The organism is Pseudomonas guariconensis (assembly GCF_015680235.1).
Lineage (GTDB): Bacteria > Pseudomonadota > Gammaproteobacteria > Pseudomonadales > Pseudomonadaceae > Aquipseudomonas > Aquipseudomonas guariconensis_A.
The window spans coordinates 1-25,011 of the sequence record NZ_JADLJL010000016.1 but is presented as its reverse complement, the minus strand read 5'-3'; the positions used below and the strand labels follow the sequence as shown (position 1 = coordinate 25,011).

24 protein-coding genes and 1 pseudogene are annotated in these 25,011 nt (G+C 64.0%); 10 read left to right on the top strand and 15 right to left on the bottom strand.

The features are described 5' to 3' along the window. Positions 1-405 (bottom strand): hypothetical protein, encoded by a 405-nt coding sequence (locus tag IRZ56_RS13080; RefSeq protein WP_196145329.1) that lies wholly within the window; start codon positions 403-405, stop codon positions 1-3. 231 nt (positions 406-636) lie between these two features. Here IRZ56_RS13080 and IRZ56_RS13075 point away from each other — a divergent pair, with 231 nt between their 5' ends. After that, the gene (locus tag IRZ56_RS13075) at positions 637-1,497 is read left to right on the top strand and encodes a CAP domain-containing protein (RefSeq protein WP_196145328.1); all 861 of its coding nucleotides are present in this window, start codon (positions 637-639) and stop codon (positions 1,495-1,497) included. A gap of 53 nt (positions 1,498-1,550) precedes the next feature. On the opposite strand, the gene IRZ56_RS13070 is transcribed toward IRZ56_RS13075, so the two are convergent. Next, positions 1,551-2,537 carry a GlxA family transcriptional regulator gene (locus IRZ56_RS13070; protein ID WP_196145327.1) on the bottom strand — a complete coding sequence of 329 codons (987 nt, stop codon included), beginning with the start codon at positions 2,535-2,537 and terminating at the stop codon, positions 1,551-1,553. 102 nt (positions 2,538-2,639) lie between these two features. On the opposite strand from IRZ56_RS13070, the gene IRZ56_RS13065 reads away from it, so the two are divergent. Both IRZ56_RS13065 and IRZ56_RS13060 read left to right on the top strand, forming a co-directional pair. After that, entirely contained in the window at positions 2,640-3,251 is a 612-nt protein-coding gene (locus IRZ56_RS13065; RefSeq protein WP_196145326.1) for a LysE family translocator, read from the top strand. Positions 3,252-3,420: 169 nt separating this feature from the next. Next, positions 3,421-4,764, top strand: coding sequence for a hypothetical protein (locus tag IRZ56_RS13060; RefSeq protein ID WP_196145325.1), 1,344 nt, complete (start codon positions 3,421-3,423; stop codon positions 4,762-4,764). On the opposite strand, the gene IRZ56_RS13055 is transcribed toward IRZ56_RS13060, so the two are convergent. Next, positions 4,729-6,129: an MATE family efflux transporter gene (locus tag IRZ56_RS13055; protein WP_196145324.1), complete on the bottom strand. Its 1,401-nt coding sequence runs from the start codon at positions 6,127-6,129 to the stop codon at positions 4,729-4,731. The two genes, IRZ56_RS13060 and IRZ56_RS13055, sit on opposite strands and share 36 nt — an antisense overlap. A gap of 103 nt (positions 6,130-6,232) precedes the next feature. Between IRZ56_RS13055 and IRZ56_RS13050 the strand changes: the two genes are divergently transcribed. The 4 genes from IRZ56_RS13050 (at position 6,233) to IRZ56_RS13035 (ending at position 12,517) form a co-directional block, all read left to right on the top strand. Further along, positions 6,233-6,826, top strand: a complete 594-nt coding sequence (locus IRZ56_RS13050) for a TetR/AcrR family transcriptional regulator (RefSeq protein ID WP_196145323.1) — start codon at positions 6,233-6,235, stop codon at positions 6,824-6,826. A 205-nt stretch (positions 6,827-7,031) separates the two neighbouring features. Beyond that, a complete protein-coding gene (locus tag IRZ56_RS13045; protein WP_196145322.1) occupies positions 7,032-9,449 on the top strand; it encodes a glucose/quinate/shikimate family membrane-bound PQQ-dependent dehydrogenase in 2,418 nt (805 codons plus the stop codon). Positions 9,450-9,679: 230 nt separating this feature from the next. Then, positions 9,680-10,951: a carbohydrate porin gene (locus IRZ56_RS13040; RefSeq protein WP_196145321.1), complete on the top strand. Its 1,272-nt coding sequence runs from the start codon at positions 9,680-9,682 to the stop codon at positions 10,949-10,951. 192 nt (positions 10,952-11,143) lie between these two features. Continuing rightward, positions 11,144-12,517 (top strand): APC family permease, encoded by a 1,374-nt coding sequence (locus tag IRZ56_RS13035; protein ID WP_196145320.1) that lies wholly within the window; start codon positions 11,144-11,146, stop codon positions 12,515-12,517. A 248-nt stretch (positions 12,518-12,765) separates the two neighbouring features. Here IRZ56_RS13035 and argE read toward each other — a convergent pair whose 3' ends face one another. Both argE and IRZ56_RS13025 read right to left on the bottom strand, forming a co-directional pair. Then, positions 12,766-13,926: an acetylornithine deacetylase gene (gene argE / locus IRZ56_RS13030; RefSeq protein WP_196145319.1), complete on the bottom strand. Its 1,161-nt coding sequence runs from the start codon at positions 13,924-13,926 to the stop codon at positions 12,766-12,768. Further along, positions 13,919-14,593: a DUF1028 domain-containing protein gene (locus IRZ56_RS13025; protein WP_196145318.1), complete on the bottom strand. Its 675-nt coding sequence runs from the start codon at positions 14,591-14,593 to the stop codon at positions 13,919-13,921. Before IRZ56_RS13025 ends, argE begins: the two co-directional genes overlap by 8 nt. A 296-nt stretch (positions 14,594-14,889) precedes the next feature. Here IRZ56_RS13025 and IRZ56_RS13020 point away from each other — a divergent pair. Both IRZ56_RS13020 and IRZ56_RS13015 read left to right on the top strand, forming a co-directional pair. Beyond that, positions 14,890-16,246 (top strand): annotated as a pseudogene (locus IRZ56_RS13020) (flavin-containing monooxygenase). Next, positions 16,246-16,662: a RidA family protein gene (locus IRZ56_RS13015; RefSeq protein WP_196145316.1), complete on the top strand. Its 417-nt coding sequence runs from the start codon at positions 16,246-16,248 to the stop codon at positions 16,660-16,662. Before IRZ56_RS13020 ends, IRZ56_RS13015 begins: the two are co-directional and overlap by 1 nt. Before the next feature lie 146 nt (positions 16,663-16,808). Here IRZ56_RS13015 and IRZ56_RS13010 read toward each other — a convergent pair whose 3' ends face one another. Both IRZ56_RS13010 and sodC read right to left on the bottom strand, forming a co-directional pair. After that, positions 16,809-17,714, bottom strand: a complete 906-nt coding sequence (locus IRZ56_RS13010) for a LysR substrate-binding domain-containing protein (protein ID WP_196145315.1) — start codon at positions 17,712-17,714, stop codon at positions 16,809-16,811. A gap of 116 nt (positions 17,715-17,830) precedes the next feature. Further along, entirely contained in the window at positions 17,831-18,346 is a 516-nt protein-coding gene (sodC, locus tag IRZ56_RS13005) for a superoxide dismutase family protein (RefSeq protein ID WP_196145314.1), read from the bottom strand. Positions 18,347-18,524: 178 nt separating this feature from the next. Here sodC and IRZ56_RS13000 point away from each other — a divergent pair, with 178 nt between their 5' ends. Further along, positions 18,525-18,836: a hypothetical protein gene (locus IRZ56_RS13000; RefSeq protein WP_196145313.1), complete on the top strand. Its 312-nt coding sequence runs from the start codon at positions 18,525-18,527 to the stop codon at positions 18,834-18,836. 94 nt (positions 18,837-18,930) lie between these two features. Here the strand turns inward: IRZ56_RS13000 and ureG are convergent, their stop codons facing one another. The 8 genes from ureG to IRZ56_RS12960 are packed head-to-tail and all read right to left on the bottom strand — an operon-like array spanning position 18,931 to position 24,459. Beyond that, positions 18,931-19,551: an urease accessory protein UreG gene (gene ureG / locus IRZ56_RS12995; RefSeq protein ID WP_196145312.1), complete on the bottom strand. Its 621-nt coding sequence runs from the start codon at positions 19,549-19,551 to the stop codon at positions 18,931-18,933. Between the two features lie 11 nt (positions 19,552-19,562). Next, complete coding sequence (locus IRZ56_RS12990) at positions 19,563-20,237, bottom strand: urease accessory protein UreF (protein WP_196145311.1); 675 nt, start codon at positions 20,235-20,237, stop codon at positions 19,563-19,565. Beyond that, positions 20,237-20,782 carry a HupE/UreJ family protein gene (locus IRZ56_RS12985; protein ID WP_196145310.1) on the bottom strand — a complete coding sequence of 182 codons (546 nt, stop codon included), beginning with the start codon at positions 20,780-20,782 and terminating at the stop codon, positions 20,237-20,239. The genes IRZ56_RS12990 and IRZ56_RS12985 overlap by 1 nt, the downstream gene beginning before the upstream one ends. Before the next feature lie 18 nt (positions 20,783-20,800). Next, complete coding sequence (ureE, locus tag IRZ56_RS12980) at positions 20,801-21,274, bottom strand: urease accessory protein UreE (RefSeq protein WP_196145309.1); 474 nt, start codon at positions 21,272-21,274, stop codon at positions 20,801-20,803. Between the two features lie 10 nt (positions 21,275-21,284). After that, positions 21,285-22,988: an urease subunit alpha gene (ureC, locus tag IRZ56_RS12975; protein ID WP_196145308.1), complete on the bottom strand. Its 1,704-nt coding sequence runs from the start codon at positions 22,986-22,988 to the stop codon at positions 21,285-21,287. After that, positions 22,985-23,302 (bottom strand): urease subunit beta, encoded by a 318-nt coding sequence (locus IRZ56_RS12970; RefSeq protein ID WP_196145307.1) that lies wholly within the window; start codon positions 23,300-23,302, stop codon positions 22,985-22,987. The genes ureC and IRZ56_RS12970 overlap by 4 nt, the downstream gene beginning before the upstream one ends. A 10-nt stretch (positions 23,303-23,312) precedes the next feature. Continuing rightward, complete coding sequence (locus IRZ56_RS12965; RefSeq protein ID WP_196145306.1) at positions 23,313-23,615, bottom strand: urease subunit gamma; 303 nt, start codon at positions 23,613-23,615, stop codon at positions 23,313-23,315. 10 nt (positions 23,616-23,625) lie between these two features. Next, positions 23,626-24,459: an urease accessory protein UreD gene (locus tag IRZ56_RS12960; RefSeq protein ID WP_196145385.1), complete on the bottom strand. Its 834-nt coding sequence runs from the start codon at positions 24,457-24,459 to the stop codon at positions 23,626-23,628. Between the last annotated feature and the right edge of the window lie 552 nt (positions 24,460-25,011).

The following is a 25,011-nucleotide window of genomic DNA, read 5'->3' as shown; positions in this document are numbered from 1 at the left end:
TCAGGCGTCACGCAACAGGTCGTGGGCATCGAGCAGGCGGAAGGCAACCTGCGGGTTGCGCTCCAGCCCACGACGAATGGCAGCAGGGATCGACTGACGCGTCTTGCGGCACAGCCCCGGCTGCTCGTCCAGTTCGATGACGATGCCACGCATGGTGCGCACCTCGTTGTAGCCCGGAGCGATATGCACGCGGATGCCCAGTTGCTCATACAAGCGCACCTGCAGGCGCTGCAGGTCTTCCAGGTCCTTGAGATTCTCCAGGCGCTCAAGCAAGCGTTTTTCCTCCTGGCGGGTCAGCAACAGGATACGTTGCGCCTGGGGCGGCCCTTCGTGCAGCCGTTCGCGCCCGCAATCGCAGGCGCCCGGCGGGCAGGGTTGGCGAAGGGGAAACTCGGTGGTGGTCATTGAGCAAGCATAGATCTTTCCCTGTCCAAGTTCATGGGGCAGGGATCGCCTGGATGAAAACGCCAATGACGTGCCGCACTTTTCCGGCAGGCGGTGGTCTACCCCCTCTTTTGCCGAGTTGCAATCGATTGCCGGCCGTTATTCGCAATGCACAAGGCGGGGCCAAAAGCCCTGCGCTTGTGTAGGATGAGCAGCGCAACCTAGGCGCTGCCAGTTCATAGGGAGATCTTCATGCGCGTCCTGTCATCCGTTGCCCGTCTTGCCGTCCTGTCGCTGGGTCTGATGGCGTGCGCCAATGCCCTGGCCTTCAGTGGCGAAGAAGGGCAACTGATCGAGTCGATCAACGCCTACCGCAGCCAGGCCCAGCGTTGCGGCGGCGAGGCTTCGCTGGAGTTGCCTCCCCTCAACAGCGACACTCGCCTGGCCTTATCGCCCGAAGGCACCCGTGACTTGCAACAAGCCATGACCCGCGCCGCCTACCCGATGGTCAACGTACAAGCCATCAGCCTGTCTGGCCCGCGCGATGCCCAGGCCGCGATGCACGCCATCGAAGAAAGCTTCTGCCAGGTGGTGCTCGACCCGCAGTTCGTCGATATCGGAGTCAGCCAGGAGGGCCGCGACTGGCGTATCGTCCTGGCCCGTCCGCTGCTCAGCGGGCGCTTGGGCGACTGGCAGGCCGAAGGCCAGAAGCTGCTGCAGGAAATCAATGCCGCACGCAAGGTACCGCGCCAGTGTGGCGGCCAACCCTTCGCAGCAGCGCCGGCGTTAGGCTGGAACACCACCCTCGCAGGGGTTGCCGCCAACCATACCCGAGCGATGGCCAACCAGAACTTCTTCGACCACCTGGACCGCGACGGCCGCACCCCAGGCGACCGCGCGGAGCTTGCGGGCTACCTGTACCAACAGATCGGTGAAACCATCGCCGCCGGGCGCGATACACCGCGCAAGGTGGTCGATGGCTGGCTGGCAAGCCCCGGCCATTGCGCCATCGTGATGAACCCTGATTTTCGCGAATTGGGTGCGGCCTATGCCGTGGACCCCAAGAGCGATGCCGGCATCTACTGGACCGGTGTGTTCGCCTCGCCGCAATGACTTTTGCGGACATTATGAAGCCTGTAGGCGCGCCGCCCGCGCGGCGCGCGATCTCACTGGCCCCGCAGCTGCTGCGGCGCACCCTCTCGCAACGCCAACGCCGTACAACCAAACCGCCGCCGCACGCATTTGCCCAGGTAGCTGGCATCCCCGAGACCCACTTCATCGGCGATCTGCGCCAGGCTATGGCTTGAATTGACCAAGCGCCAGCGCGCCTGCTGCAGTCGCATTTCCTGCCACCAGGCCTTGGCACTCATGCCGTGGCTGGCCAGGAACTGGCGGTCCAACTGGCGGCGACTGATGCCCAGCTCGGCTGCCAGCTGTTCGACCGACAGCGCCGCCGCCAGGTGATGACGCATCAGCGCGGTGGCACGCTGGACCTGACGTCCCTGCCCTGCCCCGGCTTCCAGGGAGCGCAGTGCATGGCGGCTGTCGCGGGTCTCGTCCACCAGCATGTCGGCCAACCCCTTGAGCGCCCGGGCCCGGCCACAGGCCCGTGACAACAGCTCTACCGCCAGGTCGATGGCCGCAGTGCCCCCGGCACAGCTGATACGCGTACCATCGAAACAGTACAGCTGCTCGCGCTGCACCTGCAGATGGGGGAACGAGGCACGAAACTCGGCCTCGTGCCGCCAATGCACCACCACCTTGTGGCCATCGAGCAGGCCGCAGGCGGCCAGTAGAAACGCCGCGTTATCAATACATACCAGCTTCACTCCGGCTCGCACGGCACGCTTGAGCAGTGCCCGGTAACGCGGCGCCAGGGCGGCCGTTGCAGCGGCGCTGCGTCCGCCGAACAAGACCAGGTATTCATAACCTTTGAAGTCTGCTTGCTCGGCGGTAACGTCCACCTGAACCACCGCACCGCTGCTTGAAGGCACGGGCTGCGCATCCAAGCCCAGCAATGCCCAGTTGCAATAACGCTGGCGGCTGTAATCCTCATCGTCGGCGCTGAAGCGCAGCTTGTCGAGGAACGCGCCGAACGGCAACAGAGCAAATTCCGGCAAGGGAAGGATCAACAGGCGAACATCGGGGGTCATTAAAGCGTGTCCAGAAACCTCCATAGAATGTCCGAATATTACCCTCCAAACAGCGTTTCGTGCCCTAGACTGGCGTCCTTTCTTTAGCCAAAGGCACTGTTCATGGCATTGGATACCTGGCTTCTCTATTTGCTGGCCAGCATCGGCCTGTCGTTGACCCCCGGTCCGAATAGCCTGCTGGCCCTGAGCCATGGCGCACTCTACGGCGCCCGTCGCACGTTGTTCACCATCGTAGGTGGTGTGTTCGGCTTCAGTGCCCTGATCGCCCTGGCCATGTTCGGCCTGAGCGCCTTGCTCCACACCTCGGCCTCGTTGTTGCAGATACTCAAGTGGGTCGGTGGGGCCTACCTGCTGTGGCTGGGCATTCAACTCTGGCGCAGCCCGGCAATGCGCCTGGAACTGGCCGAAGGCGCCACCAACCTGGGCAACGGTAGCTTGTTCCGCCAAGGCTTCCTGTCGGCCATGGCCAACCCCAAGGTACTGCTGTTCTACGGCGCATTCCTGCCGCAATTCATCGACCCCCAGCGCGGCCTGGCGATGCAGTTCGTGATCATGGCCGCGACGTTCGCCAGCGTGGAATTTTTCGTCGAATACCTGCTGGCACGCCTGGCCTTTCGCATCCGCCCCTGGCTGGCCAAGGGTGGGCGTGGCTTCAACCGCAGCTGCGGGGCCTTGTTCGCACTCATCGGTCTGGCCTTGCCGTTGGGGCGCTGAGCCAAACGACAGGGTGGCCACATCATCATCAGCTTTTAGCTACAGGGCTTTCAGCTACATAGTCGGGCATCGTCAGGTAATGGCTGTAGCGTTGGCAAGACACGCGCTCGACACTGGGCTCCGACGCGGTTGATCTTCAACCGGCCCTAGAAACTGACGAGACCTCACGATGCGCCCTCTGGTCTATATCCTTGGCGGGCTGGCCCTTAGCAGCCCGTTACACGCCGCCAACACCCCACTCGGCCCCACCCGCCAGCCAGCATTCGCCGAAGCGCCTATGGAGGACCTGAGCCAACGGGGCGCCAAGGCCGCCAGCGAATTGAATACCTGGTTCAACGCAACGCCCGATAACTGCGGCGGCCCGGACAAACCCGCGCACTTGTGCAGCGGCCTGATGCTACGGGCAACCGATACCAACCCGGATTTCCTGCCGTGGGACCCAAGCCCCGGGGCTATCGCACTGGGCGGCGTGTCCTTCTCTTGGCTAAGGCGCGACCATACATTCGCCAGGACCTGGGAAAATTGGAACGGCTTCATCTTCTACCCCGGCCACGCCACTCCGCCGGGCAGGCTCGACAACATCAAAGTGCTCTGCTCGTTCCCGATCAACGCCAACACTTGGCAACGCCCCGACCTGCAAGGCTGCGGCCCGATGGCGGAGGTACCCGAGCTGACCGATACCTGCCAGAACCTCAACATCCACACCGCGTCCGACTGGTTGAGCAAATATTCCAGGACTGCGACCACCAACAAGGTTTGTGGCTGGGACATTCGCGAAGGACGCGAAGCCACCGCCGCCTGGTTCAAGTCATCCATCGACGCACACCAGGGCCTGACAGGGCTTGCCTGGGAAACCTTCGACGAGCTGATGCTTTCCACCTGGCGAACCGGCGATGGCGCCCAACTCCCGTTGCATTCGTTCTTCTATCCGGCGCGAAACCTGGAATCCAGAGCAAAGGCACGCATCGACCAGGCGCGCTATTTCGAACAGTACGGTCAGACACTGCCACTCATACGCTTGGCATTCCCACGGGACCGACACGCAACCACCGTCATCAGCTTCCTCGAGACTGATCAGGCGGTAGGCCTGACGGCACCTCGCTTGGAAGTGGATTTCGAAGACATGCCCACCGGACAACCCGCAGACCTGGTTTCAGGCGGCATGGGCTTCACTGCCAGCGCCTCCGAATTCATCGAGATTCAGGATACGAACCTCGGTACCTCCCTGGTCACCGGTAAATACCTGGTCGTAGACAACCTGCTGGATTTCCCTGTGGACCCGAACGGCAATGATACTGGCACGCGAACGGTTGAGTTTTCCTGGGGTTGCAACAGCTATTGCAGCGTCACCGAACTCGACGGCCATGAGACGGTGCTGGTGGACTCCGAAGCGGTAGGACCTATGCACTTCGGGCGCCACACCATGACCGTTACGCCCCCCGCAGTGATTCGCTTGATGAGCAACATGGAGGATGGCTCACGCATTGTGCTCGACAACCTGACCATCGACTGACCTCGCGCAGGCCACCCCAGAGGCGGCCTGCGATTGCAGGCGGTAAAAGCGCCGTGGCAGCAATACCGCAGCCACGGCCAGGCCAGCGGCAAAGCCGACCCAGACCCCCACCGCACCCAACGGCGAATGAAAGGCCAAGCCATAGCTTAACGGCAACGCCAGCAGCCAATAGCTGACCAGGGTCACCCCCACCGGCCAACGGTAATCCTGCAGGCCACGCAAGGCGCCCAGTGCCGTAGATTGCAGACCATCGGCAACCTGCATGGCCGCCACCACCACGAACATCGGCACGGCAATGGCGATAACCTGCGGGTCGTCGCTCATGGCCTCGGCGATCCGTCGGCCGAACAGCGCCAACAGCACGGTACTGGCGGCCATCCAAGCTGTCACGCTGATGAATGTGGCACTGCCGATGGCGCTGATCCGCAAGCCCTCCCCGCGCCCCTGGGCTTGGCTGATACGAATGCTCACCGCAGCGGCCATACCCAGCGGCAACATGTACAACAACCCGCCGATCGACTGTACCACCTGGTTGGCCGCCAGTGCCGCGGTGCCCAGCCAGCCCAGCATCCAGGCAGCGACCACCACCGCACCGGCTTCGGCCAGGTAACCCAGGCCCAGCGGCCAGCCTTCACCCAACAGCGTGCGCCAGGCCAGTCGCTTTCCGGGCGCGGCACACCGATAGACAGCCAACGACGGCGCCAGTCGCCAATAGGTCAGAGCCAGCAGCACAGCCAGGCCTTCGGCCAGCACGCTGGCGATACCTGCCCCCATCAAGCCCAGGGCGGGCAAGCCGAAATGATCATGGATCAAGCCATAGCTCAAGGGAATGTTGAACAGCACCGCACTCATCACCACCATCACCGCCACCCAGGGTCGGCCGATGGCTTCCAGTACATCCTTGAACACCACCGCCAGGCAGAACGGAATCAGAAACACCGCCATCGCCTGCCAATAGGGTTCGAGCAGGTGCATCGCCGGAAGCGGTACACCGGCCCATTCCAGCACCGGCAGGATCGCGATCATCGCCAGGCAGCCCAGGATGCCAAGCAGCAGCCCATAGCCCAGGCCCGCGCGCAACGTCCGGGCCACGGCATGGGTATCGCCTGCACCGAAGGCGTGCCCCACGCGTACGCTCAGCGTCGCCAACATGCCGTAAAGACCGGCATGGAAGATCAAACCCGCGCTGGCCGTGAGCGACACGCAGGCGAGCACCACGGTCCCCAGCGAAGCCAGCATGAGGGTATCGGTCAGGCTGATCAATTCGCTGGCAGAAAGGCCCAGCACCAAAGGCAAGGCCAGGCGCAGCAAGGCCGGTAGCTCCGCCAGCCAGGTGGTCCTGCGGCACGCGAGGGAAACGGACATTGAAACGAACCTCAATTTACATACGCCGCGTATGCTAATACCACTTAATGACATACGCAACGTATGTTAATTTCGAACCCTCGTATTGCCCTGGAATTATCCGATGCCCACACCACGCCGCAGCCGCGCCGCCATGCGTGCAGACACCACCGAACGCCTCATTGCCGTTGCCCGTCGCCACTTCGCCGAAAAGGGCTTCGCCGCCGTGGTCATGGACGATTTATGTGCCGAAGCCGACCTTACCCGTGGCGCCCTCCACCATCATTTCGGTGGCAAGGCCGGCTTGTTCACCGCAGTGGTGACCCACTTGCTCGACGAGATCAACCAAGCACTGGATGCACGCTTCGCCACCCACAGCGATCCCTGGGAGGGCTACCTCGATACCTGCCTGCACTACTACGACCTGCTGCACGACCCGGCCCTTCGCCGCATCCTCCTGCAGGACGCGCCGGCGATACTCGGCCCGCGTCTGCGCGAGCTTGAGGAGCAGAGTTACATCGGCCCCATGATCGAAGGGTTGGTGGCGTTGCAGCAGGCAGGCGTACTGCGCGACTTCGATCCCGTGGCCATGGCCCATTTGATCAATGGCGCCATGGGCGACAGCGGAATGTGGGTCATCGCCCAGGATGATCCCAAAGACGCGGCAGAACGGATCAAGGGCGCGCTGAAATGCTTGATGGAGGGGCTGCGTCGTTGACGCTCGCCGCTACTCCAGCGAAGTCGATAAAGACCCAAGATCCTTGAATTTTCTGCGTTTTCACCGACATGATCTAAGGCTTTTCCTAGCCTTCTAGCGAGTTCCCTGCCTGCGACAATCCGCCTCGAAAAATTGTGTACTAACTTGTTAATTAGCTTGCTAAGGGCCTAAACTGCACACAGTCCCACCTGCGAGATCCTTGGCAATGACACAAACACCTCGCGCCTCCGGCGCCTCAAACTTCATCCTGGTCGGCCTGGGCGTGATCATCGCCCTGCTCGGCCTGCTCCTGGTCGCTGGCGGCATCAAGCTCGCCGGCCTGGGAGGTTCCTGGTACTTCCTGGTCGGTGGCTTGGCCATGGCCATCTCAGGCGTGCTCATCGCCCGACGCAAGCCTGCTGGCGCCTGGCTGTTCGCCGCGTTTCTGGTCGGCACCGCGATCTGGGCCGTGATGGACGCCGGCCTGGTCTTCTGGCCGTTGTTCTCGCGGCTGTTCATGTTCTCGGCCATTGGCCTGGTGGTGGCGCTGGTGTACCCGATGCTGGTGCGTGCCAGTGGTGGCTGCGCCGGCCGTGGCGCCTATGGCGTGGCAGGCGTCCTGGCCGTAGCCTTGGCGGTTGCCGCCGGCAACATGTTCGTTGCCCACCCAAGCGTTGCCCCGACCGGCAAAGGGCCGGGCCTGACGCCGGTCGAACCGGCCAAGACACAGAAAGACTGGGCCCACTATGGCAATACCGAAGGCGGCAGCCGCTTCGCTGCCCTGGACCAGATCAACCGTGACAACGTCGACAAGCTCCAGGTCGCCTGGACCTACCGCACCGGCGACGTGGCGCTCAGCGACGGCAATGGTGCCGAAGATCAACTGACCCCGTTGCAGGTAGGCGACAAGGTGTTCATCTGCACCCCGCACAACAACCTCATCGCGCTGGATGCCGACACCGGCAAGGAAATCTGGAAGAACGAGATCAACGCCCAGTCCAAGGTCTGGCAGCGTTGCCGCGGCATGGCCTACTTCGACGCGACTGCGCCGCTGGCCCAACCGACCCAGCCCCACAGCTCGCCGATCGTCGCCGCCAGCGTACCGGCCGGTGCCAATTGCCAACGCCGCTTGCTGACCAACACCATCGATGGCCGCCTGATCGCAGTCGACGCCGACACCGGTGCGTTCTGCCAAGGCTTCGGCAACAACGGGCAGGTCGACCTCAAGGCTGGCCTGGGCGATGTCCCGGACTCGTATTACCAGCTCTCCTCGGCCCCGCTGATGGCCGGCACCACCGTGGTGGTCGGCGGCCGTGTCGCCGACAACGTCCAGACCGACATGCCAGGCGGCGTGATCCGAGGTTTCGACGTGACCACCGGTGAAATGCGCTGGGCCTTCGACCCAGGCAACCCGGAAGACCGCCAGGCCCCGCAGGGCGACAGCACCTACGTGCGCAGCACCCCGAACAGCTGGGCACCGATGTCCTACGACCCGGCGATGAATACCGTGTTCCTGCCGATGGGCTCGTCGTCCACCGATATCTACGGCGTTGAACGCAGCAAGCTGGACCACACCTATGGCGCTTCGGTGCTTGCCCTGGACGCCACCACCGGCAACCAGAAGTGGGTGTTCCAGACCGTGCACAACGACCTGTGGGACTTCGACCTGCCGATGCAGCCGAGCCTGATCGACTTCACCAAGGATGACGGCCAGTCGGTACCTGCAGTGGTGATCGGCACCAAGGCCGGGCAGATCTACGTGCTCGACCGTGCCACCGGCAAGCCGCTGACCCAAGTCGACGAAGTACCGGTCAAGCCAAGTAACATTCCGAACGAACCGTATTCGCCAACCCAACCGAAGTCGGTGGGCATGCCGCAGATCGGCGCGCAGACACTGACCGAATCGGACATGTGGGGTGCTACCCCGTATGACCAACTGCTGTGCCGCATCGACTTCAAGAAGATGCGCTACGACGGCCTGTACACCGCGCCGGGCACCGACCTGTCGCTGAGCTTCCCAGGCTCGCTGGGCGGCATGAACTGGGGCAGCATCTCCACCGACCCGGTGCACGGCTTCATTTTCGTCAACGACATGCGCCTGGGCCTGTGGATCCAGATGATCCCGTCGCAGAACAAGGGCCAGGCTGCCTCCGGTGGTGAAGCGCTGAATACCGGCATGGGCGCCGTACCGCTCAAGGGCACCCCCTATGCCGTGAACAAGAACCGCTTCCTGTCGGTGGCCGGTATTCCGTGCCAGGCGCCACCGTTCGGCACCCTGACCGCCATCGACATGAAGAGCCGCCAGATCGCCTGGCAGGTACCGGTGGGCACCGTCGAAGACACCGGCCCCTTGGGCATTCGCATGCATCTGCCGATCAAGATCGGCCTGCCGACTCTCGGCGGCACCCTGTCGACCCAAGGTGGCCTAGTGTTCATCGCCGGCACCCAGGACTTCTACCTGCGTGCCTATGACAGCAGCAATGGCAGCGAGATCTGGAAGGCCCGTCTGCCAGTCGGCAGCCAGGGCGGTCCGATGACCTACGTCTCGCCCAAGACCGGCAAGCAGTACGTGGTGGTCACCGCCGGCGGTGCGCGCCAGTCCACTGACCGTGGCGATTATGTGATGGCCTACGCCTTGCCATAAAACCCGTCGCCCATCGCGGGGCAAGCCTTGGCAGGCCCTTCTGGGCGCGGGCTTGTCCCGCGATTGGGCCAGGCCTGGTAACACCGTCGCCCTTGATCGCGGGGCAAGCCCGCTCCCACAAGGGGGACAGCGCAGCCCGAAGAGCTGGGCGATCTCCCACAAGGACCGTGCATACCGCTGGCCTGTGGGAGCCCGCGTTTATTCCTTATTGATAACCCCGAGACTTTGCAATGCCACCCGTTTTTCGCGTCACCCCCACTGCCCTGCTCGTGGCTCTGGCCAGCACCAGCGCCCTGGCCAGCAACGACCTGATGACCCGTGACACCCTGACCGGCGACTGGGGCGGCCTACGCCACCAGCTGGAGGAAGACGGCATCAAGTTCACCGGCGACTACAGCGGCGAAACCGCCTACAACGCCCATGGCGGCCTGCACCGTTCGGCGCGCTATTCGCAGAACCTCAAGCTCGGTGTGCAGTTCGATCTCTCCAAGCTCTATGACCTGGACAACGGCGGCAAAGTCCAGCTGACCCTCAACGACCGCCGTGGCAACAGCGCCTCCGAAGACCTGGTTGGCAACCGCCTGCCGATCCAGGAGAACTATGGCGGCCTGTATACCCGCCTGACCGAACTGAGCTACGAGCGCACCCTGTTCACGCCGGCATTGAACGTCAAGCTCGGCTACATGGCCATGGGCAATGACCTGGGCGGGCTGGACAGTGTCATCCTGTGCAACTTCATGAACGCCGGTTTCTGCGGTCACCCGCTGAACATGTCCGGTGGCAGCGGCTGGACCAATTATCCCAACGCGCATCTGGGGGTACGGGTGAAATATGACCTGTCGCCAGCCTGGCAACTGCGCGTGGCGGCGTTCAATGTCGACCCCGAAAGCAACGGCAATTCCAGTCGTGCCTGGCACCTGGGGCCCAAGCACACCACCGGTACGGTGGTGCCGGTGGAGCTGGTGTACAAGCTGCAGGGCGAGCTGCCAGGCGAGTACAAGCTGGGCTACTACTACGACAGCTCCGACGTGAAACGCATCGGCAGCGAGAAGGAGGTCTCCGGTCGTGGCGGTCATTACCTGCTGCTCGACCAGGCCGTGTGGAACGATCCGGCATCGCCCGGCCGTAGCCTCCATGCGTTCGGCCAGTATTCTGCATCGAGCAAGGCGGCCTCGCCGTTCACCAAGTGGTATGGCGCGGGCGTTGTGTTGTACAAGCCGTTCGAGGGACGCCCGCGCGACACCCTGGCCCTGGGTTATGGTCGCGCGGTACCCAACCCCCGTAGTCGCGATGTGCTCGAGGATACGGCGCTGGCCGCTGGGCAAGGCTTCCCCAACCTGGACAGCGCCGAGCAGCTGATCGAGCTGAGCTATGGCTACCAGGCCACGCCGTGGCTGAACCTTAGGCCGGATGTGCAATACATCATCGAGCCGGGGGCCTTCTCCGGGCAGGACATCGACAATGCGTTGGTCGTGGGGCTGCAGGTCAAGGCGACATTCTGAACCGAGCCTCGGGGCCGCTTTGCGGCCCTTTCGCGGCATAAGGCCGTTCCTACACATCATCGCCAGGTCTACCCAACTTTTTCCTGCCTACCGAGCATATTTTTAATAATTTTCCGTTTCCGCCCCCTGTTCCAGTATTCGCCGCAACTACAACAACAAAGAGCGGTGAACACGATGAGTACGAGTGCGTCCATGCCTGCCACCGCGCAGGCGAATCAAGCCGGCTTTCGCCGGGTACTGGGGTTGGGGTCGCTGTTGGCCGTGGCCATCGGCCTGGTGGTGTCCCAGGGCGTAATGGTAATGATGCTGCAAGGCGTTGGTGCCGCGGGCCTTGGCTTCATCGTGCCGCTGGGCCTGGCCTACCTGCTGGCGCTGAGCTATGCCTGTTCGTTCTCCGAGCTGGCCTTGCTCATTCCCCGCGCCGGCAGCCTCTCCAGCTATACCGAGGTCGCCCTGGGCCACTTCCCGGCCATCCTGGCGACCTTTTCCGGCTACGTAGTGGTGGCCATGTTCGCCCTGTCGGCCGAGTTGCTGCTGCTCGACCTGATCGTCGCCAAGGTCTACCCCGGGGCCTTCCCGCAATTCTCGGTGGCCTTCGCCGTGCTTGGCCTGTTCACCGTGCTCAACCTCATGGGCATCGACATCTTCGCCAAGCTGCAGAACGCCATGGCGGTAGTGATGGTCATCGTGCTGCTGATCCTTGGCATCGCGGCCATCCGTGAAGGCCATGACGCCGGCGCTACCCATGCCCTGCTGCAAGGCGACTGGAACCCGATGGGCGCAGGCGTGCTGGCATTGACTGCCATGGCCGTGTGGGGCTTCGTCGGCGCCGAGTTCGTCTGCTCGCTGGTAGAGGAAACCCGCAAGCCAGAGCGCAATATTCCGCGTTCGATGATGATCGGCCTGACCGTGATCTTCGCCACCATCGCCCTGTATGGCCTGGGCGCGCTGTTCCTGGTGCCACGCCAGGCGCTGTCTACCGATGCCTTGCCGCATTACCTGTTCGCCACCACGGTGTTCGGCAAGACCGGCGAAGTGTTCTTGGTGATCGCGGCGGTCACCGCCACCTGCAGTACCCTCAACACCTCGCTCGCCGCCATCCCGCGGATGCTCTACGGCATGGCCTGCAGCGGCCAGGCGTTCCCGCAGTTCAAGCGGCTCAGCCCCCGCGCCAATACACCCTGGGTAGCGGTGCTGTTCGTCGCCGCCATCACCGGCCTGCCGATCCTGGTGATGGGCCAGAACGCTGCGGCGATCAACCTGCTGCTGCTTTCCGCGGCCCTGGCCTGGTTGCTGGCGTATATCATCGTGCACCTGGATGTGATCGCCCTGCGCCGTCGCTACCCGCACCTGGCGCGTCCGTTCCGCACACCGTTCTACCCACTGCCGCAAGTGTTCGGCATTGGCGGGATGCTATATGCGATCTGGTATGCCTCGCCGAGCCCCGAGATGGCCGGCAGGATCTTCGGCGTTGCCGGGGTGGTGCTGGCAGTGGTTTCGCTGATCGCAGTGGTGTGGATCAAGGGTGTGATGAAGAAGCCACTGTTCAAGCCTGAGGCGATGTAAGCCTGGAAGGCTTTCGTTGCTGAACCCGCACCATCGCGGGGCAAGCCCACTCCCATAGAACAACGCATAACTATTTAATTTTGCGGGCCCTTTGTGGGAGCGGCGGTGCGGCGATCCGACTTGTCCCGCGATTGGGCCGGGCCCGATATCACCGTCGCCTGGCAAGGGCTTCGCCCTTGATCGCGGGACAAGCCCGCTCCCACGCACTTCTGTGTGGGGCTTGCCCCGCGATGGCGTCGGAACAAACCTCAGCCAAGGCTCAGGTGCTTCACCAACCGCAACAACATCGCATCGCACGCACGCAATTGCTCGACACTGACGAACTCATCCGGCTTGTGCCCTTGGTCCATGCTGCCCGGGCCACACACCACGGTCGGGATCCCCGCCTGGTCGAACAGCCCACCTTCGGTGCCGAACGCCACGGTGCCGAACGCATTCGAACCACTGAGCAGCGCCACCAGTTGCGCCGCCTCACTGTCGGCTGGTGTCGCCAGGCCCGGGTAGGCACTGAGCGGTTGCAAGCGGATGTCGCTGTCGGCACTCACCGCGCGCATGCGTGGCAACAACTCGGCTTGGGCATAGGCCTGCAACTGGTCGGCCACGGCCTGGGCCTCGAAGCCAGGCAAGGCCCGCACCTCGAAGTCGAACGCGCATTCGGCCGGAACGATGTTCAGCGCCCTGCCCCCGCTGATCACACCGGTCTGTACCGTGGAGAACGGCGGGTCGAAGCGCTCGTCGTGGTGCTCGGGCCGGGCTAGGCTGTCGCCGATTTGCCCCAGCTTGCCGATCAGCCGCGCGGCGTATTCGATGGCATTGACCCCATAGGGTGCATACGCCGAATGACAGGCTGCGCCCTGCACCTGACAGCGCATGGCCAGCTTGCCCTTGTGGCCGAGCACCGGCTTGAGTTCGGTGGGCTCGCCAATCAGGCACAGCCGTGGCTTATGCGTACGTTGCTCGAGGGCAGCGAGCATGGCGCGCACGCCCAGGCAGCCGACCTCTTCGTCGTAGGAAAACGCCAGATGCACCGGCAGCTTCAATGGCTGGGCAAGAAACGCTGGCACCGCGGCCAGCACCGACGCGATGAAGCCTTTCATGTCGGCGGTGCCACGCCCATAGAGACGCCCATCACGCTCAGTCAGGGTGAAGGGGTCGGCCGTCCAGGCCTGGCCGTCCACCGGTACCACGTCGGTGTGCCCGGACAGCACCACACCACCGCGGTCCTGGGGACCGATGGTGGCGAACAGGTTGGCCTTGCTGCCTTCATCGTTATGGAACAACTCGCACGCCACCCCCAGCTCGGCTAGGTAATCGCGAATGAAGCCGATCAGCTCCAGGTTCGAGTCGCGGCTGACGGTGGCAAAACCCACAAGCCGCGCCAGCAGCTCACGGCTGTTCGGCTCATTCATCGCCCGGCACCCCATAGCTGGGCGCCGCGGTGGGGTTCAGTGCGCGGGTCACGTAGTCCTGCATCTGTGGGCGATAGGTCTGCCAGAGTTTGCCTAAGGCGCCGATGGGGTCTTCGTCGGCCCAGTCCACCCGCAAATCGACCAGCGGCCAGGTCAGGTCACCGGCAATTTTCATCGCGGCCGAATGCACCGGCCCCGCTTCGCCACCGGCAGCCATTGCGGCGTGCATGGCCGCCAGCAAACGGTCACCCAGGTGCCCTACCGTTTGTTCGAAGGCTTCGACCATCGCCTCTATCACCTGGATTGAGGACAACAAGTTACCCGCGGCCGCGCATTGCTGGCCGGCCACCGCATTGTGCACACCCAGCGCTTCCTTGCCGGTGAACAGGGCGACCTCGCCCTGACTGTCGATCACGGTCACCTGGCGATACTCGCTCCAGCCATTGGCCGTGAGCACTTGGTCCAGGGCTGCGCTCGGCACTTGCCCGCGCTCCAGGGCGTCCAGAACCTGGGGCCCCAGGGCTGGCAACGTGATGTTCTGCGTGGCCACCGCGCCGACGCCGGCACGCACCCAGGGGCATCGAGCCCCCACGGCGATGCTCGACGAGCTGATGGCGATTCCGAGCTGGCCGGTTTCCGGGCAGCGGCCGATGATGGAAAAGGTCATGTTCCAGGGCTCCTGATGGGGGGGTGCCGCGCGAAACAAGCACTTTGCGCGCGGGTAGACGCATTCTGGGCAGAAGCCAATGGCCCACGAAACCAACTTTTTCCTAGGGCTTGGCAAGCAAAAAACTAAGGCAATAAAAATAAAGGAACGTGTATTCCCAAACCCTGCTGACACGCCTGAAAGGCTCGCCGTTCAAGGCCTTCGTTAATTTATGGACAAGCATTAGCTAAATAATATTTTCGCGATGCAAGCGGCGTCCCTAGTCTGGCTCCAGGCAAAGGCGGTACCCCACCGACCTGAATAGAACCGCCTTCGAAGAAGGGCTCAGACATGACATTGAACAACATCGAAATCGACACCCTCGTGGTCGGCGCCGGCCAGGCCGGCGTGGCCATGAGCGAACACCTGAGCAAACTCGGCGTGCCGCACCTGGTACTCGAGCGCAAGCGCATCGCCGAGGCCTGGCGTACCGGGCGCTGGGACTCGCTGGTGGCCAACGGCCCGGTCTGGCACGACCGCTTCCCGGGCCTTGAATTCGACTTGGACCCGGACGCCTTCGCCGGCAAGGACCAGGTCGCCGACTATTTCGAGACCTATGTGCGCACCTACAACCTGCCCGTGCGCACCGGCGTCGACGTCAAGCGCGTGATGCGCAACGCCGATCGCCCGGGGTTCACCATCGAAACCAGCGAGGGCGTGATCCATGCCAACCGCGTGGTGGCCGCCACCGGCCCGTTCCAGCGCCCAGTGATTCCAGCCATCGCGCCGAAGGATGAACGCCTGTACCAGATCCACTCCGCCGCCTACTACAACCCCGAGCAACTGCCCGAGGGCGCCGTGCTGGTAGTGGGCGCGGGTTCTTCAGGGGTGCAGATCGCCGAGGAACTGATGCGCGCGGGGCGCCAGGTGTATTTGTCGGTGGGCGCCCATGACCGCCCCCCGCGCAGCTACCGCAACCGCGATTTCTGCTGGTGGCTGGGTGTGCTCGGCGAATGGGATGCGGAAATCGCCAAGCCCGGCCGTGAACACGTGACCATCGCCGTCAGCGGTGCCCGCGGCGGCCATACCGTGGACTTCCGCGCCCTGGCCCACCAAGGCATGACCCTGGTCGGTCTGACCCAGTCGTTCGACAACGGCGTGGTGCGCTTCCAGGCGGACCTGGCCGACAACATCCGCCGCGGCGATGAGAACTACCTGGCCCTGCTCGATGCCGCCGATGCCTATATCGAACGCAACGGCCTGGACCTGCCGGAGGAGCCCGAGGCCCGCAAGCGCCTCCCGGACCCCGACTGCATCAACAACCCGCTGCGTGAACTGGACCTGGCCAAGGCAGGCGTCAGCACCATCATCTGGGCCACTGGCTATGGCGTGGATTTCAGCTGGCTGCAGGTCGACACCTTCGACGCAAACGGCAAGCCACAGCACCAACGCGGCGTTTCCCGCGAGCCTGGCGTGTACTTCCTCGGCCTGCCCTGGCTGTCGCGACGCGGCTCGTCGTTCATCTGGGGCGTATGGCACGACGCCAAGCATGTGGCAGGCCACATCGCCACCCAACGTACCTACCAGGCCTACCGCGATCGCCAGCAGCGCGAAGCGGATGCCGAACAGACCCCGTCCTCGATCAAGAAAGTCAGCACCCTCGGAGCGCACTGATGCCTACTCATACCCGTATCCGCATGTTCAACACCAAGGCGACCTACCCCAACCAGACGCTGGACAACGACCTCTGCCAGGCAGTACGCGCGGGCAACACGGTCTATGTACGCGGGCAAGTGGGCACCGACTTCGAAGGCCGCCTGGTGGGCCTGGGCGACCCCCGGGCCCAGGCCGAACAGGCGATGAAGAACGTCAAGCAGTTGCTCGAGGAAGCCGGCTCGGACCTGTCGCATATCGTCAAGACCACCACCTACATCACCGACCCACGTTTCCGCGAGCCGGTGTACCAGGAGGTCGGCAAGTGGCTCAAGGGCGTGTTCCCGATTTCTACCGGGCTGGTGGTAGCGGGGTTGGCACAGGCTGAATGGTTGATGGAAATCGATGTGATCGCCGTGGTGCCGGATCAATCGTGACGCAACGAGGGCCGCTCTGCGGCCCAATCGCGGGACAAGCCCGCTCCCACAGAGGGGACGGCGCTAGCCGCTTGTTCTTTGTGCGACAGCGCAGCCCGGGAGGGTTGGGTGATCTCCCACAGGTTCGATTTGTCCCGCGATGCTTTCTATAGCTGCTCCAGCTGCTCCCGACAGAACTCCACGAACAATTGCGCCGGCTTGGTCAGTTGCACGCGCTTCAAGCGCGCCGCCGCCAGCCCCGACAGCGTCACCGGCTCGGCGATATCCACGGTCACCAAGCGCTGCCCGTCGTAGGTGTAGGGCGAATGCGGCCGGGTCACCAACAGCGAAAAACCGAACCCCTGCCCCACCATTCCCCGCACCATCTCGATCGACGGCGAACTGAAGACGATGTTCGGCGTCAGGCCCATCTCGTTGAACAGGCTGACGAAATAGGTACGGCTCGGCGCCACGTCGAGCAAAATCATCGGCTCCGAACACAGGTCCCGTAGGGACACCTGGGCCTGGCCTGCGAAGCGGTGTTTCTCCGGTAGCAGTACGTAGGGCTTTTGCGGCGCCATCAATGGCTCGGCCTCGATGGTGCCGTCGAGGTCATGATCGTAGAGGAATGCCAGGTCGAAGGTGCCGGCGGTCAGCCCCTGGATCAGGTCCTGCTGCTCACCGTCGCGCAGGCGGATATCCACGCCCGGGTAGCGCTCGCGAAAGCCGGCGATCAACCTGGGCAGGTACAACGGTGCCACCGTCTCGAAACACCCGATGTCGATCTGCCCGGCCACCGTGTCGTTGTCGGCCAGGGCGTTCTGCTCGAACTCGTGGGTCATCTGCAGCAGGGCCTTGGTCTTGGCGTAGAAACGCTTGCCGCTGGGTGTCAGCGACACGCCCTGGGCGTGGTGGCGGATGAACAATTGAACACCGAAGCTCTCCTCCAGGCTCTTGATAGCCGTGGAAATGGAGGGCTGTGCGATGTACAGCTGGCGTGACGCCTCGGCGACACTGCCAGCCTCCACGGTGGTGACGAAGTACTTGAGTTGACGCAAGGTATAGGAAGCCACAGGCACCTCTCTGGCGCCGTTGGCGGCGCACGGGATCTTTCCCGCCACCTTACCCTAGCGCCGGCTCGGCCGGCGCTTCGGTGGCCAAGGATTTGCCTATGGCTTGAGCATATTTTTCATTGAACGACACCGCACGCCACCCGAGCCCCACCCCCGCCAAGCTTTTCGGGGTGGTCGCTGTGATTGTCGCCACCGGCATGCACCATCAGGGCATGGCCCTTGAAGTCCTCTGCCTTGAGCCGTGGCGCCAATACCGGCGTCGTGGCCTTGCCGTCGGCACCGACATACAGCGCCGGCAGGTCGCCGCGGTGGCCGCTGTCATCGTAGGGGCCTTTGTGGGCGTTGGATGCATCCGGGTCCCAATGCCCGCCTGCGGCACCGGCCGGCACCGGCTTGCCGTTCTCCTGGGCAGGCTCGCACGAGGGGCGCTGATGCAGGTGGAAACCGTGCACGCCAGGTGGCAGGTCCTTGAGGTCCGGGGTGAGCACGGTGCCATACTGGCCCTGCTCGAGGATGACCGTGCCGATCGGCTTGCCTGGGCCATCCGGGCCGGCCAGTTTCAACTCCACCGTCTGGGCGGCCTGGGCGAGGCCGGCGGTGGCCAGCAATGCGGTCATTACCACTGCTTTCATGACATTTCTCCATGGCGAGGGATATCGGGCTTCATGTATGCCCACCTATCAGGTGGGACTGCGCAGGTTGCCAGCGATTCCATCGCGCCACAGTCAGAAACACTTCCGTCTCTTGTAAGGAACCTCTGCGCAGGAGGGGTTTTCTACCCCATAACCACCACCATTGGAGGCTCATCGAATGCTCGATCCCAAAACCGGCATGCAACCTGGCGAACGCTACACGGTAGATAACGAGGAGCGTACCTGGCAGTTCACTGGCTTCTTCCTCGACGGCAAGTACTACCTCGGCCCCGACTTGCAGACGGCCCTCGGCTGGCTTGAAGGCACGCGGTTCTATTACGACGATGTCGACCCCGACGGTCAGCCGATCTTTCCGGATCGCCTGGCCGGGACCCTCGAAAACCTTGTGTTGACGCTGGCCGACGGCACCACGCTCAAGCTCGTGGGTTCGTTGCAGGGGCATCCGACCGACCAGCGCAAAGGCCTTTGAACCCTGAGCTGGCTGGCCGGTATCACTGTCGACGCACAGCGACTCGAGGCACCTTCGCCTCAACACTATCGAGGCTGTGGACGCCGTTGCCCGTTCAGCCGACGCCCAGCATTCCACGTTCGACGATGAAGTCGATCACCGCCTGCAGCCCCTCCCCCTTCTTCAGATTGCTGAACGTCCACGGCCGCTCCGGGCGCATGCGCCGGGTATCATGCGCCATCACCTCCAGCGAGGCGCCGACATGGGGCGCCAGGTCGGTCTTGTTGATCACCAGGAAATCCGATTTGGTGATACCGGGCCCGCCCTTGCGCGGGATTTTCTCGCCCTCGGCCACATCGATCACGTAGATGGTCAGGTCGGCCAGCTCCGGGCTGAACGTCGCGCTTAGGTTGTCGCCGCCGCTCTCCACGAAGATCACCTCGAGGTTGCCGAACTTGCGCGCCAGCGCTTCCACGGCAGCCAGGTTCATCGAGGCATCCTCGCGGATAGCGGTATGCGGGCAGCCTCCGGTTTCCACACCGACGATGCGCTCGGGCTCCAGCGCGCCGGCCTCGGTGAGGATGCGCTGATCCTCCTTGGTGTAGATGTCGTTGGTCACCACGGCGATCTGGTACTGGTCGCGCATGGCCTTGCACAAGGCTTCGAGCAGCGCGGTCTTGCCGGAGCCAACGGGGCCGCCGACACCGACGCGCAGGGGTTGCTGGTAATGTTGCATCAAGGCAGTCCTCAGGATCGGAACAAACGGGTGTATTGGGTTTCGTGACATGACGAGGCGATCGCCAGCAGTGGCAGGCCACCGCCGAGCTGGTCGTCTGCGAGGGTCAGGGCGCTTTCGAGCACGGCGGGCAGCTCTTCGCTCAAGTCCCGCAGCAGGGTCTGGGCGGCTTGCTGACCAAACGGCACCAACTTAACCCCTGCGGTCACCGCGCCCTCCAGCCAGGCGAAGCCATGGCCCAGGGCCAACTGGCGCAGCGCAATGGACCAATGCGCGCCAAGCCAGGCCATGCCGCCCAGCTGGCAACGTGCAAGGCTCGCACGCCAAGCCGGGGCCTGGCCCAGTTGCCAGCCGTCGAGCATGCGTGCCAGGGCGCTGCCGCGCTGTTGCTCTTCCAGCCGTAGCTCGGCGGTCTCCCGATTGGCCAGCAGGAAGCGGCACCAATGGTCGAAGCGCTCGATATCGCCGTCCAAGCAAGCCCGGTGCAGCCGCGCCAGCACCGGCCAATCGAGCAGCCCCAGGGTGTCGTACATCTGCTGGCGCTGCCAGGCCGCGAAGCTCGAGACATCCTGCACCCAGCCAGCCTCCACCGCCCATTCCAGGCCTTGGGAATAGGTGAAACCGCCCACCGGCAGGCCGGGGCTGGCCAGTTGCAGCAGGCGCAGCAGCGCCAGGTCACCGCTCATCAGCCGACCAGCACGAATGCAGCGCCGGCCAGCAGTCCGCCCCCAAAGACCTTCTGCAGGCGGCTATGACGGCGCAGCAGGCAGCCGAGGGCGAAGCCTGCCACCAGCAGCAGGCCACTGACGGTGACGAAGCCTGCGCTGAACAACCAGAATGCACTTGGGGTGGCTTCCACGCCGTGGGCCCAGCCATGGAACAGCGCGAACACCGGCATGGCCAGGGCCAGCGACAGTTGCCGGTTCGGTAGCAGCAAGGCACCCGCCGCGACCAGAACAGACACCGCGATCATGGTTTCCATGCCCAGCACGCCGCCGAACAGATGACCGCACACCGCGCCGGCGAACATGGCCGCCAAGGTAGCCAACGGCAGGCCGAGGTGGCGCCGGGTCAAGGCTGCCAGCACACCGGTGCCTAGCAACATCAGCAGGTGGTCCAGGCCAGTGAGGGGGTGCAGCAGGCCGTCCTGCAAGGGATTGCTGTCGTGACCTGGGTGGGCGAAGGCCGGCAAGGCCACCAGCAGCAAGGCAAGGGCGAAAGTCTTTTTCATCGAATGCTCCAAGGTATTTCAGGAATGGACGGGTAAACGCACGAACGGATGATCGTGGCCGTGAGGCGCGTTCTGGTAGGCACCGGCCTCCGGCTCGAAAGGCGCCTGCTCGACCAGCACGGTCAGGCCGAGGCCGCGCAGCATCTCGTCCAGTACATGGTCGTGCTGGTAACGCAAAAAGCCCGCCTCGATCTGCAGCGGCACATGGCGGTTGCCCAGGTGATAGGCGGCACGGGCCAGCAACAACGGGTCGGCGCAGCGCGCCGTGGATACCTGCTCGGGGGCTGCCAGTACTCTCACGACTTGCATGCCCTGGGCATCGGCGAGCAATTCGCCACCGCGCAGCAAATGGCCGCGCTCGAGCATCAGCCCGGCTTCACGGCCATCGTCCAGGGTCATGCGCAAACGGCTCTTGATGCGGCGGTCCACATCCAGGGTGACGGTGCCGGTCACCCTTTCGGCTTCGGCGATCCGGCGGGTCAGGACAATCATGGGCACTCCTTCAGAACAGGAAATAACGCTGGGCCAGCGGCAACTCGCAGGCCGGTTCGCATACCAACAGCTCTCCGTCGGCGCGCACCTGGTAGGTCTGGGCATCCACCTCGATATGCGGCTGCAGGTCGTTATGGACCATGTCGGCTTTGCGCACCCGCCGGCAGCCGTGGGCCACGCCGATCAGGCTGCGCAGGCCAAGCTCATCGGCCAGGCCACGCCCCATCGCCACCTGGGGCAGAAAGGTCATGCGCGTGGCGTGCCGCGCCGCGCCCAGGGCACCGAACATGGGGCGGTAATGCACCGGCTGCGGGGTCGGGATAGAACCGTTGATGTCGCCCATCGGCGCGCTGGCGATCATTCCACCCTTGATCACCAGCGCCGGCTTGACCGCGAAGAAGGCAGGCGACCACAACACCAGGTCGGCCAGCTTGCCCACTTCCACCGAACCCACTTCATGGGCGATGCCGTGGGTCCGGGCCGGGTTGATGGTGTATTTGGCGATGTAGCGCTTGACCCGGAAGTTGTCGCTGTAGCTGCCGTCCGCTGCCAGCGGCCCACGGCGCAGCTTCATCTGGTGCGCCACCTGCCAGGTGCGCAGCACCACCTCGCCGACCCGCCCCATGGCCTGGGAGTCGGACGAAGTCATGGCGAAGGCGCCCAGATCATGGAGGATATCTTCCGCGGCGATGGTTTCGCGGCGGATGCGCGACTCGGCGAAGGCCACGTCCTCGGCGATGCTCGGGTCCAAGTGGTGGCAGACCATGAGCATGTCCAGATGCTCATCGACCGTATTGACCGTGTACGGCAAGGTCGGGTTGGTCGATGACGGCAGCACGTTGGCTTGCCCCGCCGCGCGGATGATGTCCGGCGCATGGCCGCCCCCGGCGCCTTCGGTGTGGAAGGTATGGATGGTGCGATCGCCGATGGCCGCCAGGGTGTCCTCGATACAACCGGATTCGTTGAGGGTGTCGGTATGGATCGCCACCTGCACGTCCAGCTCCTCGGCCACGCCCAGGCAGCAGTCGATGGCGGCGGGCGTGGAGCCCCAGTCCTCATGTAGCTTCAGGCCCACCGCACCGGCGGCGATCTGCTCGCGCAGCGCTTCAGGCCGTGAAGCGTTGCCCTTGCCCAGCAGGCCGATATTGATCGGCAGGCTGTCGGCGGCCTGGAGCATGCGCGCCAGGTACCAGGGGCCCGGCGTACAGGTCGTGGCATTAGTGCCGGTGGCAGGCCCCGTACCACCGCCGATGAAGGTGGTGACGCCGCTGGTCAGCGCTTCTTCCACCTGCTGCGGGCAGATGAAGTGGATATGCGAGTCGATCCCGCCAGCGGTGACGATCTTGCCTTCGGCGGCGATCACTTCCGTGCCGGGGCCGACCGGCACGGTGACACCTGGCTGCACGTCGGGGTTGCCCGCCTTGCCGATGGCGGCGATACGCCCGTGCCGGACACCGATGTCGGCCTTGACGATACCCCAGTGGTCGATGATCAAGGCATTGGTCAGTACCAGATCCATGGCGTCGGCGGCGAGCATCTGGCCTTGGCCCATACCGTCGCGGATGACCTTGCCGCCGCCGAACTTGACCTCCTCGCCATAGACGGTGAAGTCCTTTTCCACCTCGACCCACAAGGCGGTATCGGCCAGGCGCACGCGATCGCCCACGGTGGGGCCGAACATGTCGGCATAGGCCTGCCGGGAAATGCGGCTCATGCCCTGCCCTCCAGCGCGCCCATCACCTTGCCCTGGAAGCCGAAGACCTCACGCTTGCCGGCATAGGCCACAAGCTGCACGGTGCGCGCCTGCCCCGGCTCGAAGCGCACCGCGGTGCCGGCGGGGATGTCGAGGCGAAACCCAAGCGCCGCTTCGCGCTCGAAGACCAGGCACTGGTTGACTTCATAGAAGTGATAATGCGACCCGACCTGCACCGGCCGGTCGCCATGGTTGGCCACGCTGACGCGGCGGGTTTCGCGGCCAGCATTGAGCTCGATGTCGCCGTCGGCGACCTGGACTTCTCCGGGAATCATGCTCGGCTCCTTACACAATGGGGTGATGCACAGTCACCAGCTTGGTGCCGTCGGGAAAGGTCGCCTCGACCTGCACGTCATGCAGCATCTCGGGCACCCCCTCCATGACCTGTTCACGCTGCAGTACCTCGCGGCCCAGGCTCATCAGCTCGGCGACCGTGCGCCCATCGCGCGCGCCCTCCAGCACTGCGGCGCTGATCAGCGCCACCGCTTCGGGGTAGTTGAGCCTCACGCCTCGGGCCAGGCGCCGCTCGGCCAACAGCGCGGCGGTGAACAACAGCAGTTTGTCTTTCTCTCTCGGGGTCAGCTCCATGGCGTCTCTCTCAGGTGGCCCAGATGCGCGGCGGGCACGGGGCCAGGCCAAGGATGGCCGGACGCAGCACGTGCCAGAGGCGCTGCAGGGTGTGTTGCAGGTGTTGGTTGTCGTGGTCGAGCAAGCGAATCACCAGCAACGGCCCAAGCAAGGTGGCGCCGGCCGGACTGCCCAGCCCTTCGAGCACTTGCCTCGCCTTCTCCAGCACAGCGGTAGTTGCAGGGGTGGCGCAAAAAGTGGCGACCAAGGGATGACCGCCAAGCTTCTCCAATCGGCCACCTTCGATACGCAGCCGCTCGTGCAGCCCTGGGTCGTCGGGCATTTCGATATGCAGGCGACTGTCCAGGGCACCCTGCACGAAGCGCTCGCCCATCACCGGCCGGCCCAGGCACAGGGTTTCCCAGGCCAGCAACCGGGCGCCGGGCTCGAGGGTGAAACGGCTGTCGAGACTGGCCCGGGCCCCGTTGAAGAAGATGCTGTCCTGGGGCAGCCATTCCAGGGTGCTGCCGGCAGCCAGGTGAAAACGCTGCCCGAGCTGCGCGGTCGGGCCGATGCTGCGGTAGAACTTGCTCGCCCCCGGCATGGTCAGCAGCGCGTGGCTGCCCGGTTCGAGGTGCACATCCAGCACCAGCCGGTCACCGGCAACGATGCCGCCAGGTGGGTGCAGCACATAGACATGGCACGGCGCCCCTTCCGGATGAAACGGACGCTGCACCAAAAGAGGACCGAAATGCCGGCGCGCACCAAGGCGGGTCATGCCCTGGCGTTGGATGAAGCGCAATTGCAACTGCGCACTCCAACCCGCCTCCTTCCCGGTTTTTTCGACCTGCTCCGCCAATGACATCCTGTGGCCCTTGAAATACCTGGCCTCATGGCCGCCAAAGAAGGTCATGCACCGCGCCATGCAACCACGCCGGCCTGACCATTCGATCAAATTCGCTGGCTGGGATATAGCAGGGAACGGGCCAACTCGGCAGGTGAAGGTTGATGAAACTTTCGGGACGTACCCTGAGATGGCGGTATGCAGGAAGCGCTAAATGCAAAAAAAGCGAAGCGTCCTACAAGTGCATAGGAAGGAAGAGTTGTCCTCCTGAAGGCACTCTGCCCTAACGTTCGTACCTGCTCTCTTCGTACCTGCTCTCAATGGCAGGTGATGGAGATTTCGCCTGCTCGGCAGCTCAACGGACAAGGAATTCTTATGCCTCGCCAGCGCTACAGCCACCACTCATCTGGGTACAAGATGATCTTCGCTGCAATTTCATGCGCTTCCAACAAGGCCTCGAAAGCTTCACCTGAGGTCTACCCATGAACCTCAGCCAGAACATCGCCCATGTCATCGCCGAATCGGCACTCCCTCCCGGCCAATGCCAGGCCTGCGAACGCCAGGGGTTGCCTG